The organism is Natrinema pallidum DSM 3751, assembly GCF_000337615.1.
Taxonomy (GTDB): domain Archaea; phylum Halobacteriota; class Halobacteria; order Halobacteriales; family Natrialbaceae; genus Natrinema; species Natrinema pallidum.
Map to the genome: position 1 here is coordinate 112,046 of NZ_AOII01000026.1, position 1,708 is coordinate 113,753.

1 protein-coding gene and 1 pseudogene (1 of these 2 only partly in view) are annotated in these 1,708 nt (G+C 60.4%); both read right to left on the minus strand.

What is annotated here, in order from left to right:
- Nucleotides 1-464: pseudogene (locus C487_RS03515) on the minus strand (DUF6789 family protein) (its annotated part extends 1,050 nt beyond the left edge of the window); the annotation flags it as partial.
- Complete coding sequence (locus C487_RS03520) at nt 358-1,371, minus strand: cbb3-type cytochrome c oxidase subunit I (protein ID WP_049907857.1); 1,014 nt, start codon at nt 1,369-1,371, stop codon at nt 358-360. The gene C487_RS03520 and the pseudogene C487_RS03515, both read right to left, overlap by 107 nt.
- Between the last annotated feature and the right edge of the window lie 337 nt (nt 1,372-1,708).

Sequence of the window (1,708 nt, forward strand, 5' to 3'; positions counted from 1 at the left end):
GAGCCGATACAAAGGATCGTCGGCGCGGCGAGTCTGACATCACCGTTCCACATGGTCGTGATCCAGTTGAACACCTTGATCGCGCTCGGGACGGCGATGGCGATCGAAGTCGCCATAAAGCTCGCTCGGACGCGCGGATCGATGCCGGTCACGAACATGTGGTGAGCCCAGACGCCGAACGAGAGGACGGCGATGGCGATCGTCGAGTAGACGATGAACTTGAAGCCGAACAGCTTTCGACCGACGAACTTCGGTAAGATGAGACTCATCAACCCGGTTGCTGGCAGGAAGATGATATAGACTTCAGGATGACCCCAGAACCAGAAGAGGTGCTGCCAGAGGATCGGACCGCCCCCCTCAACTGCGAAGAACGTCGTCCCGAAGTTCCGATCGAACAGCAACATGAGTAGAGCAGTCCCGAGCAACGGGAACACGAAGATGATGATCGCACTCGTGACGAGCATGNAGGTGCTGCCAGAGGATCGGACCGCCCCCCTCAACTGCGAAGAACGTCGTCCCGAAGTTCCGATCGAACAGCAACATGAGTAGAGCAGTCCCGAGCAACGGGAACACGAAGATGATGATCGCACTCGTGACGAGCATGTTCCACGAGAAGATGTCGAGATTCGCCCAGCCGATCGACTCGTCGCGCTCGTAGATGACCGTCGTAATAAAGTTGATCGCGCCGATCGTGGTAGCGATGCCACTCAGGTGGAGACCGAGCAAAAGGAAGTTCGTCTGCGGGTTCGGTGCCAGTGACAAGGGCGGATACATCGTCCATCCGATCGCCGGCTCCTGAAACGCCAATAGGACCGAGAGCCAGTCCGTCGGTACGACGACTGCGAGCACCGCACCCGTCACTTCGGCTACGATCCCCAGCCGAGCGAGCAAGAGCGACGGCGGCAACAACCAGAACCCGACGGCGTTGAGCCGTGGAAACGCCATGTCGTCGGCCCCGATCAACAGCGGGAGAAAATAGTTCCCGATCCCGAAGAACACCGGCGTGACGAAGAAAATCAGCATCGTCAGCCCGTGCATCGTGAACAGTTCGTTGTACGTCTGTTCCGTCCAGATGTTCGCTTCGGGCGTCAACAGATGCGTCCGCATCATCATCGCGTCGATCCCGCCCCAGATCGCCGCGACGGTCCCGAACGCGATGTAGAGCATGCCGATCTCTCGATGGTTCGTCGTCGTCGTCCAGCGGACCGCGGCCGCCTTTGCGTCCCCGAGTCCGAACCCGAGCCGCCGCTCTGCCGCATAGCCCCCATCCGGCGACGCCTCAGCCCGAACGCGCTGCGCATAGAGGACGACCAACAGACAGCCGATGACGATGACACCGAACAGCGACACCTCCGCGAGTGCACGGTTCATCGTCTCCCGTCACCCCCCGCTGCTCGGTCATGCCGCTCGTCACCGCACATAGCGGTGGTCTCACCATCGTCCCCAATAAAGGTGGACTGGCATCTCCGTGAGTGTCGCCACCCGTGACAGGTCTCAACCACCACTCCCTGTCGCCTCCGATCAGTAGTCGACCCTGACAGTCCGCCGATTCGTGAACGCCGTATATCATGCCGGTCGTCGAATGCCCGCTAATGGGTAGCCGTCGACGCGCGATCCTCACACTCCTCGTCATGGCGTGCTCGAGTTGCCTCGCGCTGACGGGGGTAGTCGCTGCACAGTCGACCAATCGCAACCTCATCGACTCCCT